This window comes from Streptomyces sp. NPDC058534 (assembly GCF_042717365.1).
GTDB lineage: Bacteria > Actinomycetota > Actinomycetes > Streptomycetales > Streptomycetaceae > Streptomyces.
The window spans coordinates 18,434-33,067 of record NZ_JBHXNW010000034.1 but is presented as its reverse complement, the minus strand read 5'-3'; the positions used below and the strand labels follow the sequence as shown (position 1 = coordinate 33,067).

Below are 14,634 nucleotides of genomic sequence, written 5' to 3'. Positions count from 1 at the left end.
ACCCACCGGTTAACTACCCCCCCTGCGCCGTCGCCCCCCCGGGGGCGGGGGGGGGGGCCGGGGGGGGCGGGGGGGGGGGGGGGCCCCCCCCCCCCCCCGGCGGCGCGAGGACCCAGTGGTAGCTTGCGGAAGCCAGTCGAACCCACCTGGTGGGTCAGGGAATCCGGTGCGAATCCGGAGCTGACGCGCAGCGGTGAGGGTGACGGGCGGGACACGGGCCACTGGGCGGCGGACGCCGCCCGGGAAGGCGTCCCGCCCGGTCGATCCCGAGTCCGAAGACCTGCTGGCACCCGCGCCGCGTACGGCGCGGGACGCACCGTACGAACGGGCTTCGCGTACGAGCCCTCGACGCCAGAGGACCCTCCTTGCCCGCCTCCCTGCCCGCAGAGCGCCCAATCGGCTTCCGACGCCTCCCCGCCTCCCGCCGCGCCGTCCGCGGCATCGTCCCGCTCCTGGCCGGCGCCCTGCTGGCCGCCGGCTGCGGTTCCGGGACGGACACCGGCGGCGACTCCGCCGCCCCGGACTCGGCGGCCGGCTACCCGCGCTCCGTCCGTGACTGCGGTCACGAGGTCGAGGTCGCCGCGCCTCCCCGGCGGGCGGTCTCCCTCAACCAGGGCACCACCGAGATCCTGCTCTCGCTCGCCTGGCCGACCGCATGGCGGGCACCGCCACCTGGACCGACCCGGTGATGAAGGGGCTGGAGAAGGCGAACGCCGGCGTGCCCCGGCTCGCCGACGACATGCCGTCCTTCGAGACGGTGGACGCCGAACCGGACTTCGTCGCCGCCTCCTTCGCCTCCACCCTCGGCACCGGGGGAGTGGCCACCCCCGAGCAGTTCACCGAACTCGGCGTGCCGGCCTACCTCTCCCCGTCCGACTGCGTCGGCAAGGACAACCGCGGCGACGGCGACGGCGTCCGCAGCGAGCCCTTCACCATGGACACCGTGTACCGCGAGGTCCGCGACCTGGCCCGGCTGTTCGACGTCGAACAGCGCGGTGAGAAGCTGGTCGCCGACCTGAAGGCCCGGGTCGAGAAGGCGACTTCCGGCATCGACGGCTCCGGCGTCAGCCTCATGTGCTGGTTCGCCAACTCCACCTCGCCCTACATGGCGGGCTGCTGCGGCGCCCCCGGCGTGATGACCCGCGCGGTCGGGGCGAAGAACGCCATGGACGACACCCACGACGAATGGCCGCAGGTCGGCTGGGAGACCGTCGCCGACCGCGACCCCGACGTCCTCGTCCTCGGCGACCTCACCCGCAAGTCGCAGACGTCCGAGAGCGCCGCGAAGAAGATCGAGTTCCTGGAGTCCGACTCCGTCACCCGGAACATGACCGCCGTCCGCGAGAAGCGGTACGTCCTGCTCAGCGGGCAGGCCATGAACCCCACCATCCGCACCGTCGAGGGCGTCGAACAGGTGGCGGCTGCGCTGCGCGAGTACGGCCTCACCAAGTGACGTCCGCGAGCCGGGCGACGTCCGAGGACCGGGCGACGTCCGAGGACCGGGCGACGTCCGAGGGCCGGGCGACAGGGCGGGCTGGTCGTCTCCTGCCAGGCACGGGAGGGAGGCCCCCTGCACGGACCCGCCATGATGACCGCGATGGCACAGGCGGCGGCGGCCGACGGCGGCGCCGCCGGAATCCGGGTGACCGGCCCCGCGGACGTGCGAGCGGTCACCCGGACACTTCCCCTGCCCGTCATCGGCCTGTGGAAGGACGGCGACGACGGGGTCTACCTCACCCCCACCGCACAGCACGCCCGGGCGGTGGCCGTCGCCGGCGCCGACATCGTGGCCGTGGACGCCACCGGCCGGCCCCGGCCGGACGGACGCACCTTCCGCGACACGGTCACCGAGCTGCACGCCCGCGGCGTCCGCGTCATGGCGGACATCGCCACCCTGGCCGAGGGCCTCGCGGCCCAGGAAGCCGGCGCCGACCTCGTCGGAACCACCCTGTCCGGCTACACCCCCGAGAGCCGCCGCACCCACGACGAGCCGGACCTCCCCCTGGTCGAGGCCCTGGCGGACCGCCTGGTGATCCCCGTAATCGCCGAAGGGCGCTTCCATCTGCCCCACCAGGTGTCTGCCGCCTTCGCGGCCGGCGCCCACACGGTCGTCGTCGGCACCGCCATCACCGCCCCCACCTGGCTCACCGGCCGCTTCGCGTCGCAGGCCCCCCGCGGCAAGGTCTGACGCTCAGCGCCCGGCGGCCGGGGACGGCCCCGGGGCATCGTCCCGGTCGAGCCGGGTGAGCAGGTCGGCGACCGCTGTCGTTGCCGTGTGGTGCCAGTGGGTGCGGTGGCGGAGCATGGCGTGGTCGCCGCCCGGCACGAGGAGGAATTCGGCCCGGGCGCCTGCCGTGCGGGCGCGGGAGACGTACGTGGCGGACTCCGCCGGGTCGGTCACGCGGTCGCGGCTGCCGTGCATGACGAAAACCTGCCGGTCCCGCAGCTGGGCGACGGGCTCGCCCGGCGGGACCCACGGGGCGAGGGCCACCACGCCCCGTACCTGGGCGGCGTCCGCGGCGCGCAGGGCGGCCCGGCCGCCCATGGAGTGCCCCAGCAGGACCACCGGCACGTCGCCGACGAGGCGGTGCAGCTCGGTGAGCGCCCGCCGGGTGTCCCGCAGCGGATCCTCGGCCGCGCCGTTCCAGCCGCGGCTGCGGTAGCGCACCTGGCCAAGGAGCACGTCGTCGCGGTCGGTGGCCGCGTCCAGCGACCTCAGGAACGGGCGCATCCGCAGCGCGGCGAGCTGCCAGGGCCGCGCGGCCCGCAGGCTCTCCGCGCGGCCACCGTGCAGTACCAGCACCGCCGCTCCCGTCCGCCGCGGCCTGCGCCGCACCAACAGCGCCCCTGCCGACGGTTCGTCCCGCACGCTCATCCGGTCCCTTCCCCTGCCCTCGCCGGTCATCGGTGATCCGTTGCCGCGCCGCCCGCGGATGGGTGGACCGTCAGCGCAGGTCGGCCCAGACAGTGTGCCCTCCCGGCGCCGGCCGGTCCCCCCAGCGGGCGCTGAGGGCGTCGACCAGGAAGAGCCCGCGCCCGTCCTCACCCCAGTCGAAGGCCGGGTGCCGCCAGCGTGCCCGCACCCGCCCGACGTCGAACGCGGCGCCCGAGTCGGTGACCTCCACCCGCACCGTGCACCCACCCTGCGCCCCGCGCCGCAGGGTCAGGGCGATCCGCACCGGCGGCCTGCCGTGCCGCTCGGCGTTGGCCAGCAGCTCCGCGACGACCAGCTCGGCGTCCGCGGCGAGCGCACCCGTGCCCCAGGACGTGAGCCGGTCCCGGACCTCGCGGCGTACGACGTGCACCGCGTACGCGGGCCCCTGGGCCACCGGCTCGTAGGTGTCGTTCATGCTTCCTTGGCACCCTTTCTCCGACTTACTGCACTTTCCTTCCCACTCTTGATTCGTTGCCGCGCGCCCTCCGGATGGCTCCCCCGGAAAGCGCCCGCAACCTGGCCCAATCCGCGTGGCACGCGGCTCCGGATTACCCACGCCAGCGTTGATCACCACGGGGTGGAGGAGTAGCGAAATGCCGCGAGCGTCAGGAAAGACCGCACGCCGCACCGCCGTCATAGGCAGTGGAGTGGCCGGTCTGACCGCCGCGTACGTACTGGGCCACGCGCACCACGTCACGCTCTACGAGGCCGACGACCGCCTCGGCGGCCACGCCCACACCCACGAACTGGCCTCCGCCGACGGCCGGGTCCACCGGGTCGACTCCGGGTTCATCGTGCACAACCGCCGCACCTACCCGAACCTGCTGCGCCTCTTCGACGAACTGGGCGTCGCCACGCAGGAGTCGGAGATGAGCATGTCGGTGCGGTGCGAGGGCTGCGGACTGGAGTACGCCGGTGCCCGCGGCCCCGCCGGACTCCTCGCCCGCCCGCGCAACGCCCTGAGCGGCCCCTACCTGCGGATGCTCGCCCAGGTGCCCCGCTTCCACCGCGCCGCCCACCGGCTGCTCGGCGCCGACGCCGACCAGGCACTGACCCTCGGCGAGTTCCTCGACCGCGAGGGCTTCTCGCCGTACTTCCGCGCCCACTTCATGACGCCCGTGGTCTCCGCCGTCTGGTCCTGCGACGCGGTCACCGCCCTGCGCTACCCGGCCGCCTACCTGTTCCGCTTCCTGCACCACCACGGCTTGCTCGCGGTCGGCGGCTCACCGGTGTGGCGCACGGTCACCGGCGGCTCCCGCTCCTACGTCGACCGGATCGCCGAGCGGCTCCCCGACATGCGCACCGCCACCCCGGTCCGCTCGGTGACCCGGCACGCGGACGGCGTGGACGTGACCGCCGCCGACGGCACCACCGACACCTACGACCACCTCGTGGTCGCCGTCCACCCCGATCAGGCCCTGGAGTTGCTGGCCGACCCGACGCCCGAGGAGAAGGAGGTCCTCGGCGCGTTCCGCTACTCCCGCAACGCCACCCTCCTGCACACCGACACCACCCTGCTGCCCCGCGCCCGGAGCGCCCGCTCCTCCTGGAACTACCTCATGCCGTCCTGTGACGCGGGCGCCGACCGGGTCCGCGTCAGCTACGACATGAACCGCCTGCAACGCCTCGACGCGCCCGACACCTACGTCGTCACCCTCGGCGGCGAGGACTGTGTCGACCCGGACCGGGTACTGGCCCGTATGACCTACGAACACCCCGTCTACACACCCGAGTCGGTCGCCGCCCAGCGCCGGCTGCCCGGCCTGCGCACCCCGGTCACGGCCTACGCCGGCGCCTACCACGGCTGGGGGTTCCACGAGGACGGCTGCCGCTCCGGAGTGGAGGCTGCCGAGGCCCTCGGAGTGACCTGGTGACCCGGACCCCGACGGCACGGCCCGGCCTGTACCCCTGCGAGACCGTCCACGTACGCACCGACCCCACCCGCTACACGCTGCGGCACCGCACCTACATGTGGCTCGTCGACCTCGACCACCTCCCCGAACTGCCCCGCCCGCTGCGCCCCCTCGCCGGCTTCCGCGCCCGCGACCACTTCACCGGCGACGCCCCCTCGCTGCGGGCCGGCCTCGACCGGTTCCTCGCCGCCCGCGGCGTCGACCTGGCGGGCGGCCGGGTCCTCATGCTCGCGCACGCCCGCGTCCTCGGCCACGTCTTCAACCCACTGACCCTCTACTGGTGTCACGGCCCCGACGGCGCCCCGCGCTGCGTCGTCGCCGAGGTGCACAACACCTACGGCGAACGCCACGCCTACCTGCTCCACCCCGACGAGGCGGACGTCGCCCACGCCGACAAGGACTTCTACGTCTCGCCGTTCTTCCCCGTCGACGGCGCCTACCGCATGCGGCTGCCGCTGCCCGCGGACCGCCTCGACCTGACCGTACGGCTGGACCGGCCCGGCGCCCGGCCGTTCACCGCGACCGTCCGGGGTACCCGGCGGGAGGCGACCCCCGCCACCCTCCTGCGGCTCGCGCTGCGGCACCCGCTGTCGACGCTCGCGGTGTCCGCCGGCATCCGCAGGCACGGCATCCGTCTCTACCTGCGCGGCCTGCCCGTCCAGCCGCGCCCGAACCACCGCACCACGGAGAAAGCGACATGACCGCGACCCACCCCCGTCCCGCCGCCGCGCCCCGCGTCCCGTCGGCCCGCAGCACCCAGGTCGACCCGCACCGCTGGCCCGACGTCGCCGCCCCGCCCCGGGCCTCCCGGGCACGCCGTACCGTCGCCGCGGCCGTCGTCCGCCGGGCCCTGGACCGGCTGCCGCTGCGGGTGCGGTTCGCCGACGGCGACACCGTCGGCCTGGGCGGGCCGCTGGTGGAGGTCCACGACCCCGACGCCTTCCACGGCCGGATCGGCGCCCAGGGCCTCATCGGCTTCGGCGAGTCCTACATGGCCGGCGAGTGGGACGCCCCGGACCTGGTCGGCGCCCTCGGCGTGCTCGCCGCCGACGCCGCGCACCTGGTACCCGCCCCGCTCCAGCGGCTGCGCCGGCTGTGGCACCAGCGGCAGCCCGCCGCCCTGCGCAACACGCCCGAGGGCGCCCGGGACAACATCAGCAGCCACTACGACCTGTCCAACGACCTGTTCGCCCTCTTCCTGGACGAGACCCTCAGCTACTCCTCGGCCGTCTTCCTCGGCTTCCCCGCCCGCCGCGAGTCGCTCGCCACCGCACAGCAGCGCAAGATAGACCGCCTGCTGGACCTCGCCGAGGTCGGCGACGGCACCCGGCTCCTGGAGATCGGCACCGGCTGGGGCGAACTCGCCCTGCGCGCCGCCGCGCGCGGTGCGCACGTCACCTCCCTCACCCTCTCCCGCGAACAGCGCGACCGCGCCCTGGAACGCGCCCGCGAGGCCGGACTCACCGACCGCGTCCGCGTCGAACTGCGCGACTACCGCGAGGAGAAGGGCACCTACGACGCCGTCGTCAGCGTCGAGATGATCGAGGCCGTCGGAGCCGAGTTCTGGCCCGTCTACTTCCGCGCCCTCGACGACCGCCTCGCCCCGGGCGGCCGGGCCGCCCTCCAGGCCATCACCCTGCCGCACGACCGCATGACGGCCTCCCGCTCCACCCACACCTGGATCCAGAAGTACGTCTTCCCGGGCGGCCTGATCCCCTCCACGGAGGCGATCGAGACGACGGTCCGCGACCACACCGGGCTGCGCGTCGCCCGCCGCGACGGCTTCGGCGCGCACTACGCCGAGACGCTGCGGCTGTGGCGGGAGCGGTTCACCGAACAAGCCGCCGAGGTCGACGCCCTCGGCTTCGACGAGACTTTCCGGCGCCTGTGGACCTTCTACCTCGCCTACTCCGAGGCCGGCTTCCGCGCCGCCTACCTCGACGTCCAGCAGTACCTGTTCACCAAGGAGGGCACCGCCCGATGACCCCCGCCCGCACCGCCCGGACCGGCGCCGCCCACCGGCTCGCCGCGCTCGTCGAGGACGCGCTCGGCGGACCGCTCCCCGTCCGGCTGCGCGCCTGGGACGGCACGGAGACCGGTCCCGCAGACGGCCCCGTGGTCGTCGTACGCTCCCGGCGCGCCCTGCGCCGCCTGCTCTGGCAGCCCGGCGAACTCGGCCTGGCCCAGGCCTACGTCACCGGCGAACTCGACGTGGACGGCGACCTGGCCGACGGCCTGCGCCGGATGTGGGCGGCCACCCGCGAACGCCGCCTGCACCCGCCCCGCCCCGGCCTCGCCGACCGGGCCCGCGCCGCCGCGACCGCCGTCCGCCTCGGGGTCGTGGGACCGCGCCCGCCTGCGCCCGCCTCCCAGGCCCGGCTCCGCGGCGGCCTGCACACCAAGTCCCGCGACCGCGCCGCCATCAGCCACCACTACGACCTCTCCAACGACTTCTACCGCCTCCTCCTCGACGACACCATGGCCTACTCGTGCGGCCTGTGGGCGGACGAGTCCACCGACATCGACGCCGCCGACGCCGCCGACGCCCAGCGGGCCAAGCTGGAGCTGATCTGCCGGAAGCTGGGCCTCACCGCCGGCGCCCGCCTGCTCGACATCGGCTGCGGCTGGGGCTCGCTCACCCTGCACGCGGCCGAACGGCACAAGGCGCGGGTCACCGCGGTCACCCTGGCGCGGGAGCAGGCCGCCCACGTCCGCGAACAGGTGCGGGAGCGCGGCCTTGAGGACCGGGTGGAGGTCGTCTGCCAGGACTACCGCGACATCACGGGCGGCGACTACGACGCCGTCTCGAGCGTCGAGATGGGCGAGCACGTCGGAGACGCCGAGTACCCGGCGTTCGCCGCCGCCCTGCACCGCCTGGTACGGCCCGAGGGCCGCGTCCTGGTGCAGCAGATGTCGCGCGGCCGCAACGCCCCCGGCGGCGGTGCCTTCATCGAGGCCTACATCGCCCCCGACATGCACATGCGGCCGCTGGGCGAGACGGTCCAGCTCCTGGAGGACGCGGGACTCGAAGTGCGCCACACCGAGTCCCTGCGCGAGCACTACGTCCGCACCGTCGCAGCGTGGGAGCGCACCCTGGAGGAGCGCTGGGACGACTTCACGGCCCTCGTCGGCGAGGAGACCGCGCGGGTGTGGCGGCTGTACCTGGTGGGCGGCGCGCTCGCCTTCGAGCAGCGGCGGATGGGCGTCGACCAGATCCTGAGCGTACGGCCGACCGCCGAGGGCGTCAGCGGGATGCCCGCCACCTCGGGGGAGTGGTACGAGCGGCTGGACGCGTCGTGAGCGGCCTCCCGTGGGGCGCGTTCGCCGCCGGCCTCGGCTGGGCGGCGGCGGCCGCGTTCGCCGTCATGCTGGCCACCTTCGCGGTCGCCGTGCGCAAGGGCGTGCACCGGGTCGTGGACGTGGCGTGGGGCCTGGGGTTCGCCGCCGTCGCGGTCGTCACCTGCGTGGCGGCGGCAGCGCTGGGGGAGGGCGACGCGGTCCGCCAGGTCCTGGTGGCCGCCCTGACCGCCGTCTGGGGCCTGCGGCTGGCCGTGCACATCGGCCGACGCGGCCGGGGCCACGGCGAGGACCCGCGCTACGACGCCATGCTCGCCAAGGCGCCCGGCAACCGGAACCTCTACGCCCTGCGCATGGTCTACCTGCTCCAGGGCGCCCTCGTGTGGCTGGTGTCGCTGCCCGTCCAGGCGGCCTCCTACGGTTCCGGCCCGGTGACGGCCCTGGCCTGGACCGGCGCCGTCGTCTGGGCCGTCGGGCTGGCCTTCGAGGCCGTCGGCGACGCGCAGCTGGCCCGCTTCAAGGCGGACCCGGCCCACAAGGGCCGCATCATGGACCGCGGCCTGTGGAGCTGGACCCGGCACCCCAACTACTTCGGCGACTTCCTCGTCTGGTGGGGGCTGTTCCTGATCGCCTGCGACGCGGGTCCCGCGGCCGCCGCGGTCTCGGTGGTCTCCCCGCTGGTCATGACGTACCTGCTGATCGGCGGCAGCGGGAAGCGGCTGCTGGAACGGCACATGGCGGACCGCCCGGGGTGGTCCGAGTACGCGGCGCGCACCAGCGGCTTCTTCCCGCGCCCGCCGCGCGGACGGGCGTAGGGCGGACGCGGTGGCTGAGTGGTGAGGGCCCGCGCGCGGGCCCTCACCACTTTCAGGCCGGCATGCTCATCAGGGCGACCGGGTCGGAGGTCGGCTGCGGCGATCCGCCGGCCGGCTCGACGGTGATGCCGACGCCGCCCGCTTCGTCGACGGCGCCCTCCATGAGCACCGCCTGACTGGACCGGCCCGGATCCATCAGGCCCGCCGAACGCATCGTCCCGTGGTCGTCGAACCAGAGCTGGTACACCTTGCCCCGCGGCGGCTCGGTCATCCCCGAGGCCAGGAACACGGCCCGGTCCTGGCCGCCGGAGACCACGAGGGTCCCGGTGGCGCCGTCGGCCAGGCGCGCGGTACTGGACTCGGCGTCCGGGGCGGCCAGCACCCCGGCGAGGCTCTCGGCCTGCCGCTCGGCCTGTGCGGCCCGCTCCCCGGCGTCCTGCGCCCGCTCGTACTGCCACACCGCCGTGCCACCCAGCCCCGCCGCGGCGGCCAGGCACGCCGCCAGCGCCCAGCGGGCCAGGCCACGGCCGTGGGGCACGACGCGACGTGCCTTCTCGACCGTGCCGCCACCCGGCGGGACCTGGCGCACGGTCGCGACGCGGTGGAGCACCCGGTCCCTCATCGCGGGGCCGGGCACGAGCGTCGCGGCCAGCCCCAGCCGGGCCGTGGCGGCGGCGAACTCCCGGGTCTCCCGCTCGCAGGTGCCGCACTGCGCCAGATGCCGTTCGAAGGCGGTCCGCTCGTCGTCGGGCAGCGCGTGCAGGGCGTAGGCGCCCGTCAGGCTGTGCAGGTCCTCGGTGCGCATCACGCGCTCACCCCCAGGCAGTCGCGGAGTCGGATGAGGCCGTCACGGAGTCGCGTCTTGACCGTGCCCAGCGGCAGCGCGAGCGCCTCGGCCACCTGTCGGTAGGTCAGGCCGCGGTAGTAGGCCAGGGTGACGGACTGGCGCTGGATGTCGGTCAGGGTGCGCAGACAGCGCCGCACCTGCTCCCGTTCCAGCCGGGCCTCCACCTGTTCCGTCACGTCGTCGAACTCGGGCGTGCGGTCGAGCAGGGCGGCCTTGTGGTCGCGTGCCGCGGCGGCCTCCACCGACCGCACCCGGTCCACCGCCCGCCGGTGGGCCAGGGTCAGGATCCAGTTCACCACCGTGCCGCGCTCGGGCAGGTAGCGGGGCGCCGTGCGCCACACCTCGACCAGCACCTCCTGCGCGACCTCCTCGGACTGCGCCTGGTCGCGCAGCACGGCCCGGGCCACCCCGAGCACGGATCCCGCCATCGCGTTGTACACCGCGGCGAAGGAGTCCTGATCGCCGAGGGCCACCTCGCGGATCAGCTGTTGCAGGTCGGGCTGGGACGATGGATTTCTGCCGATCTGTACGGCTTCCTTCACGACGGTTTCTCCAAAAGAACGCGACGGGCGGGGATGCCCCAGCGTAATCCGAGACCGGACGGCCCGTGGATTGGTCGCCGGGCCGCCGAAGGACACGGTGACCTCGCCCGACGCCCACCTCTCCACGGGTACACTGGCCCCCGTTCGCGTGCGATCGGCTCCACGGAGCGGGAGGAAAGGGAGGTGAGGTTGATGACCGTGCTCGACGCCGCCCTTCGCGGCGCCCGGATCTCCCTCGCGTCCCGAGCGGCGGCCTGACCCCGCATCCCACGAACGCACACCAGAAACGGATGCCCTTCCTGTCATGTCCCACACCTGGAACACCCACGCCGAGACCGGCGCCGACATCCCCGTCATCCGCGACATCGTCCGCGCCGCCTTCCCCACACCCGAGGAGGCCGCCCTGGTGGACGCGCTGCGCGCCGACCCCGGGGCCTGGATCGACGGCCTGTCCGTCGTCGCGGTCGACGGCGCCGACCGCCCCGTGGGCCACGCCCTGCTGACCCGCTGCCACATCGGGGACCGCCCGGCGCTCTGCCTGGCACCCGTCGCCGTCCGGCCCGAGTCGCAGCGCAGCGGCGCCGGCGCGGCGGCCGTCCGGGCCGCGCTCACGGCGGCCGAGCGGCTCGGCGAGCACCATGTCGTCGTCCTCGGACACCCGGAGTACTACCCCCGGTTCGGCTTCACCCGGGCCTCGGCCCACGGCATCGGCCTGGCCATCGACGTCCCGGACGAGGCCCTCATGGCCCTCACCCTGGACGCCGCCCACCCGCTGCCCGCCGGCACCGTCCGGTACGCGGCGCCCTTCGGTATCTGATCCGCGACTGATCCGACACCCCCTGTGCCGGCGGGAGTCCTTCCCCGTCGGCACACGGCATTTTCCTGGGTCCAAAGACGCGACATCGCGACCGGCCGACCGATCTCGGCGGAGACCCGCGGAAAGGTCCTGGACGCCGCCCGCAGCCTCGGCTACGTCCCCGACCCGGCCGTCAGCCGCCTCGCCGCCGCCCGCAACAACCTGCTCGGCGTCTTCAGCTTCCCCGCGACCTTCCCGACCGACGTCCGGCACTCGTACTACCCGTTCCTCGTCGGCGTCGAGCAGGAGGCCGCCGCGCAGGGCTACGACCTGGTGCTGATCACCGGCTCCAGCAGCGGGGGAGCGGGCGCGTCCGGGGCCGGCGCGCTCAACCGGGTGCGGCTGGCGGACGGCTGTCTCTTCCTGGGCCGCCACGCCCCCGCGGACGAACTGCGACGGCTGGTGGCCGACGACTTCCCGGTCGTGCACGTCGGCCGGCCCGACGAGGTGGAGGGCCTCGCCTGGGTCGGCGCCGACTACGTCAGCGCCAGCCGCGAGGTCGTCACGCTGAACAACAAGACCACCGCGACATCGGCTGGGGCTGGTCCGCGGACGGCCGCACCTGGACGTTCGCCCAGCAGCCCCTGGTGCGCCACGGTGACGTCGGCGCGGTCAACGTGGGCGGACCGCACCTGCTGCACCGGAACAACAGCACCTACGTCGCAACAAGGACAAGGAGAGCGGCGGCGACCTGATGATCACCGAGGTCGGCAACGACTTCCCGCTCCGCAGGCATCTCGGCGTCTTCTACAACTCCCGCGGCTCCGCTCCGGAGAACGGCCGCGCGGCCGCGCCCTCCTTCGCACGGACCGCGGCGTCCCCTACATGACCTATGAGGCGGGTGAGCGCCTGGCCGGGTCGATCGCGATGGCCCGCGGCTGACGCCCGGTCCACCGCCGTGGAGGAACAGTGGGGCCGCCCGTCCGAACCGGACGTGCGGCCCCGCTGTCGTCGGGTGCCTCAGGCGACGGGCGCCGCCGGGCCCTTGTCGGCCGGGGCGGCGGCCGTCTCGCCGGCCTCCTCGGCCAGGCGCTCCATGCCGCTGGTGGTCTTCAGCGGCTTCTCCTTGATGAACACGACGGCGACCAGCGCGAGCACCGCGAACGGCGTGGCGACGAGGAACAGGTCGGCCGTGGCGACGGCGTAGGCGTGCTCGACGATCGTCCGCATCGGTGCGGGCAGCGCGGACATGTCCGGGACGCTGCTCTCGGCCGACCCCTCACCGCCGGGCACGGTGATGCCCGCGCCGCTGAGTCCCTTGGTGATCTCACTGGCGACACGGTTCGCGAGGATCGCGCCGAGGACGCTGACCCCGATGGTGCCGCCCATGCTGCGGAAGAAGGACAGCACGGAGGTCGCCGCGCCCAGGTCGGCGGCGGGCACGTCGTTCTGGGCGGCCAGCACCAGGTTCTGCATCAGCATGCCGACGCCGACGCCCAGCACCGCCATGTAGAGGCTGAGCAGGCCGAAGTGCGTCTTGGCGTCGATCGTGGCCAGCAGCGCGAGGCCGACGGCCATGATGACCGCCCCCGCCACCAGGTACCGCTTCCACTTGCCGGTCCGGCTGATCACCTGTCCGGCGACGGTGGACGACACCAGCAGACCGAGGATCATCGGCAGGCTCATCAGACCCGCGACGGTCGGCGACTTGCCCAGCGACACCTGGAAGTACTGCGAGAGGAAGACGGTCCCGCCGAACATGGCGACACCGACCAGGAGGCTGGCGACCGTGGTCAGGGTGACGGTGCGGTTGCGGAAGATGTCGAGCGGGATGACCGGCTCGGGCGTGCGGGCCTCGACGAAGACCGCGGCGGCCAGCAGCAGCACACCACCGCCCGCGAGAGCGGCGGTCTGCCAGGAGGCCCAGTCGAACTCGTTGCCGGCCAGGGACACCCAGATGAGCAGCGCGCAGACACCGGCGACGATCAGGAAGGCGCCCAGCCAGTCGATCCGCACCTCGCGCCGCGTGGTCGGCAGCCGCAGCGTGCGCTGGAGGAGGGCGATGGCGAGCAGGGCGAACGGGACGCCGATGAAGAAGCACCAGCGCCAGCCCAGCCACGAGGTGTCCACCAGGACGCCGCCGACCAGCGGTCCGGCGACCGTGCCCACGGCGAAGACGGCGCCGAAGATGCCGGCGTACTTGCCCAGCTGGCGGGGCGGGATGACGGAGGCCATCACGACCTGCGCGAGGGCGGTCAGACCGCCCGCGCCGATGCCCTGCACGACCCGACTGAAGATCAGCAGGCCGACACCGTGCGAGAAGCCGGCCAGCAGCGAGCCGATCACGAACATGCCGAGCGACAGCTGGAGGAGCAGCTTCTTGTTGAAGAGGTCGGACAGCTTGCCCCACAGCGGGACCGTCGCGGTCATCGCCAGCAGTTCGGAGGTGACGACCCAGGTGTAGGAGGACTGGCTGGCGCCCAGGTCGGCGATGATCGTGGGCAGCGCGTTGGCCACGACGGTGCCGGCCAGGATCGCGACGAACATGCCGGCCATCAGACCGGACATGGCCTGGAGTATCTGCCGGTGGGTCATCGAGGTGGGAGGCGCGTCGGCGGGCGCCGGGGGTGTGGTCACGACATCTCTTTCGGTGGTGGTCGGGTGGGTCGCGAGCCCGGCGCGGAGGCTACGCGGAGGGTGCCGGGAGACCGGCGGCGAGGAGGGTGAACACCTCGTGGAAGACGTCGAGGAAGGCGGCTTCCTGCTGATGGGCGGACCAGTGCTCCACGCTGGTCCGCACCGCGGCGCCCGCCACCGCGGCCAGCAGCCGCGGGTAGAGACCGGACGCGGCCTCCTCGCCGCCGGCGGCGAGGAGCCGTTCGGCGAGGGCGTCGGCCAGATCGGCCTCGGCCGCGATGTGGGCGCCGACGCCGCGCGCCAGGAGGTGCGGCGAGGCGTGCAGCACCTCGGCGTGCAGCCGCCACAGCTCGTGCTGCTGCTCCGCCTCGGCGAGTTCCGCCGCCATGGCCTCGCGCAGGGCCTCCAGCGGGGAGAGCGCGGGCGGCGCGTCCAGGACGGCGCGCCGCATGCGCGTCCCCGCGTCCGCGTCGATCACGACGAAGGCGTCGTCGCGCGTGTCGAAGTAGTTGAAGAACGTGCGCACCGACACCCCGGCCGCGGCGCTGATCGCCTCGACGGTGACCTTCTCCGCCCCGTGCTCGGCGGCGAGCCGTACCGCGGCCTCGGTGAGGGCGGCACGCGTCGCCCGCTTCTTCCGCTCCCGCAGTCCGCCTCCCGCGGCACCCTTCTCCGACATAAGTTGCATGGTATGCAAAGATGCATGGCATGCAAAATTGAGCGCCGCTCGGGTCCCCCGACCTGACGCGCTGCCGCTCCTTTGTCACAGAGCATGAACAACTCCTGGGTCCCGCACCGAAGTTGCTGTACACCGGGCAGCAGCGCGGCCGGCACCGGGGTCGGCGCCGGTGC

Annotated in this window: 14 protein-coding genes, 1 pseudogene and 1 riboswitch; of the genes and pseudogenes, 9 read left to right on the top strand and 6 right to left on the bottom strand. The window is 74.0% G+C overall.

The genetic code is table 11. The annotated features are described in order from the left end of the window. Positions 1-116 precede the first annotated feature (116 nt). A riboswitch (cobalamin riboswitch) is annotated at positions 117-303 on the top strand. A 92-nt stretch (positions 304-395) separates the two neighbouring features. Continuing rightward, positions 396-1,453 (top strand): annotated as a pseudogene (locus ACFWR9_RS21545) (ABC transporter substrate-binding protein). 132 nt (positions 1,454-1,585) lie between these two features. After that, complete coding sequence (locus ACFWR9_RS21540) at positions 1,586-2,188, top strand: N-acetylmannosamine-6-phosphate 2-epimerase (RefSeq protein WP_383844576.1); 603 nt, start codon at positions 1,586-1,588, stop codon at positions 2,186-2,188. Between the two features lie 3 nt (positions 2,189-2,191). Here the strand turns inward: ACFWR9_RS21540 and ACFWR9_RS21535 are convergent, their stop codons facing one another. After that, entirely contained in the window at positions 2,192-2,875 is a 684-nt protein-coding gene (locus ACFWR9_RS21535; protein WP_383844574.1) for an alpha/beta hydrolase, read from the bottom strand. A gap of 70 nt (positions 2,876-2,945) precedes the next feature. Continuing rightward, complete coding sequence (locus tag ACFWR9_RS21530) at positions 2,946-3,350, bottom strand: ATP-binding protein (protein ID WP_383844571.1); 405 nt, start codon at positions 3,348-3,350, stop codon at positions 2,946-2,948. Positions 3,351-3,528: 178 nt separating this feature from the next. On the opposite strand from ACFWR9_RS21530, the gene ACFWR9_RS21525 reads away from it, so the two are divergent. The 5 genes from ACFWR9_RS21525 to ACFWR9_RS21505 are packed head-to-tail and all read left to right on the top strand — an operon-like array spanning position 3,529 to position 8,960. Beyond that, positions 3,529-4,809 carry an NAD(P)/FAD-dependent oxidoreductase gene (locus ACFWR9_RS21525; RefSeq protein ID WP_383844568.1) on the top strand — a complete coding sequence of 427 codons (1,281 nt, stop codon included), beginning with the start codon at positions 3,529-3,531 and terminating at the stop codon, positions 4,807-4,809. Next, complete coding sequence (locus ACFWR9_RS21520; RefSeq protein WP_383844730.1) at positions 4,803-5,549, top strand: DUF1365 domain-containing protein; 747 nt, start codon at positions 4,803-4,805, stop codon at positions 5,547-5,549. Before ACFWR9_RS21525 ends, ACFWR9_RS21520 begins: the two co-directional genes overlap by 7 nt. Continuing rightward, positions 5,546-6,832, top strand: coding sequence for a class I SAM-dependent methyltransferase (locus ACFWR9_RS21515; RefSeq protein WP_383844565.1), 1,287 nt, complete (start codon positions 5,546-5,548; stop codon positions 6,830-6,832). The genes ACFWR9_RS21520 and ACFWR9_RS21515 overlap by 4 nt, the downstream gene beginning before the upstream one ends. Then, on the top strand, positions 6,829-8,148 hold the full coding sequence (locus tag ACFWR9_RS21510; RefSeq protein WP_383844562.1) for a class I SAM-dependent methyltransferase: 1,320 nt from the start codon (positions 6,829-6,831) through the stop codon (positions 8,146-8,148). Before ACFWR9_RS21515 ends, ACFWR9_RS21510 begins: the two co-directional genes overlap by 4 nt. Continuing rightward, on the top strand, positions 8,145-8,960 hold the full coding sequence (locus ACFWR9_RS21505; RefSeq protein ID WP_383844559.1) for a DUF1295 domain-containing protein: 816 nt from the start codon (positions 8,145-8,147) through the stop codon (positions 8,958-8,960). Before ACFWR9_RS21510 ends, ACFWR9_RS21505 begins: the two co-directional genes overlap by 4 nt. A gap of 52 nt (positions 8,961-9,012) precedes the next feature. On the opposite strand, the gene ACFWR9_RS21500 is transcribed toward ACFWR9_RS21505, so the two are convergent. Next, positions 9,013-9,765, bottom strand: a complete 753-nt coding sequence (locus tag ACFWR9_RS21500) for an anti-sigma factor domain-containing protein (protein WP_383844556.1) — start codon at positions 9,763-9,765, stop codon at positions 9,013-9,015. Continuing rightward, positions 9,765-10,349: a sigma-70 family RNA polymerase sigma factor gene (locus ACFWR9_RS21495; protein ID WP_383844553.1), complete on the bottom strand. Its 585-nt coding sequence runs from the start codon at positions 10,347-10,349 to the stop codon at positions 9,765-9,767. The genes ACFWR9_RS21500 and ACFWR9_RS21495 overlap by 1 nt, the downstream gene beginning before the upstream one ends. Positions 10,350-10,653: 304 nt before the next feature. Between ACFWR9_RS21495 and ACFWR9_RS21490 the strand changes: the two genes are divergently transcribed. Both ACFWR9_RS21490 and ACFWR9_RS21485 read left to right on the top strand, forming a co-directional pair. Further along, positions 10,654-11,166, top strand: a complete 513-nt coding sequence (locus ACFWR9_RS21490) for a GNAT family N-acetyltransferase (RefSeq protein ID WP_383844550.1) — start codon at positions 10,654-10,656, stop codon at positions 11,164-11,166. 84 nt (positions 11,167-11,250) lie between these two features. Next, entirely contained in the window at positions 11,251-12,087 is an 837-nt protein-coding gene (locus ACFWR9_RS21485) for a hypothetical protein (RefSeq protein ID WP_383844727.1), read from the top strand. 78 nt (positions 12,088-12,165) lie between these two features. Here the strand turns inward: ACFWR9_RS21485 and ACFWR9_RS21480 are convergent, their stop codons facing one another. Then, positions 12,166-13,740, bottom strand: a complete 1,575-nt coding sequence (locus tag ACFWR9_RS21480) for an MDR family MFS transporter (protein ID WP_383844724.1) — start codon at positions 13,738-13,740, stop codon at positions 12,166-12,168. A 91-nt stretch (positions 13,741-13,831) separates the two neighbouring features. Further along, positions 13,832-14,470: a TetR/AcrR family transcriptional regulator gene (locus ACFWR9_RS21475; protein ID WP_383844547.1), complete on the bottom strand. Its 639-nt coding sequence runs from the start codon at positions 14,468-14,470 to the stop codon at positions 13,832-13,834. Positions 14,471-14,634: the final 164 nt, after the last annotated feature.

Excerpts from the sequence above, each read along its gene's own strand:
- ACFWR9_RS21540 (WP_383844576.1), top strand. The coding sequence starts at position 1,586 with ATGATGACCGCGATGGCACAGGCGGCGGCGGCCGACGGCGGCGCCGCC.
- ACFWR9_RS21535 (WP_383844574.1), bottom strand. The coding sequence starts at position 2,875 with ATGAGCGTGCGGGACGAACCGTCGGCAGGGGCGCTGTTGGTGCGGCGC.
- ACFWR9_RS21530 (WP_383844571.1), bottom strand. The coding sequence starts at position 3,350 with ATGAACGACACCTACGAGCCGGTGGCCCAGGGGCCCGCGTACGCGGTG.
- ACFWR9_RS21525 (WP_383844568.1), top strand. The coding sequence starts at position 3,529 with ATGCCGCGAGCGTCAGGAAAGACCGCACGCCGCACCGCCGTCATAGGC.
- ACFWR9_RS21515 (WP_383844565.1), top strand. The coding sequence starts at position 5,546 with ATGACCGCGACCCACCCCCGTCCCGCCGCCGCGCCCCGCGTCCCGTCG.
- ACFWR9_RS21510 (WP_383844562.1), top strand. The coding sequence starts at position 6,829 with ATGACCCCCGCCCGCACCGCCCGGACCGGCGCCGCCCACCGGCTCGCC.
- ACFWR9_RS21500 (WP_383844556.1), bottom strand. The coding sequence starts at position 9,765 with ATGCGCACCGAGGACCTGCACAGCCTGACGGGCGCCTACGCCCTGCAC.
- ACFWR9_RS21490 (WP_383844550.1), top strand. The coding sequence starts at position 10,654 with ATGTCCCACACCTGGAACACCCACGCCGAGACCGGCGCCGACATCCCC.
- ACFWR9_RS21480 (WP_383844724.1), bottom strand. The coding sequence starts at position 13,740 with ATGACCCACCGGCAGATACTCCAGGCCATGTCCGGTCTGATGGCCGGC.
- ACFWR9_RS21475 (WP_383844547.1), bottom strand. The coding sequence starts at position 14,470 with ATGCAACTTATGTCGGAGAAGGGTGCCGCGGGAGGCGGACTGCGGGAG.